General features: G+C 69.5%; 1 protein-coding gene. It reads right to left on the bottom strand.

The window, feature by feature from the left end; genetic code table 11:
* Positions 1-659, bottom strand: a 659-nt coding sequence (locus tag ACFP9U_RS25295) for a xanthine dehydrogenase family protein molybdopterin-binding subunit (protein ID WP_378625662.1), incomplete at both ends; no start/stop codon positions are given.

Below are 659 nucleotides of genomic sequence, written 5' to 3'. Positions count from 1 at the left end.
CATACTCGGCCCTGGCCGCGAGTTTTTCGATCAGCGCGCAAAAATCGCCGGAGTCCAGCGTTTCGCCCGTCGGGGTGCGGTAGGGAAAGGCTTGCGTGTCGATCACGTTGCGGCGGCGCAACTCCAACGGATCGAGCGCCAGTTCGCGGGCCGCCGCCTCGACGAGGCGCTCCATCAGCATCGCCGCTTCCGGCCGGCCGGCACCGCGGTAGATCCCCACGGCCGGCCCGTTCGTCATCCGCCCCCGCGCCGAGACATCGACCGCGCCGACCCGGTAGGGTCCCGGCAGGATGCGCGCTGCATTGCGCATCGGCACGACCGCGCTGTAGGGCATCCAGTGCCCATGCGGGAACTCCATTCTTGCCCGTAAGGCAAGCATCCGTCCGTCGGACGACAGGGCAAGTTCGCCGTAGGTGCGCGCGCCGCGCCCCTGCGTTGCCGAAAGCAGATCGTCGCCCCGCGTCGAACACCATTTGACGGGCCCGGCGAGTGCGCGTGCCGCCCAGGCCACCACCACGTCCTCGGGATAGATGGACGCCTTGCCGCCGAACGCGCCGCCCACATCGGGCGCGACCACCCGCACCTGCGCCATCGAAAGCCCGAGGATGCGCGCCAGATCCTCGCGCGCTCGATAAGGCGTCTGCGTGGAAAGCCATGCC

The organism is Nitratireductor sp. GCM10026969, assembly GCF_042660605.1.
Classification (GTDB): domain Bacteria; phylum Pseudomonadota; class Alphaproteobacteria; order Rhizobiales; family Rhizobiaceae; genus Chelativorans.
Note: the sequence above shows the minus strand (reverse complement) of the source record. Positions and strands in the feature narration are given on the sequence as shown.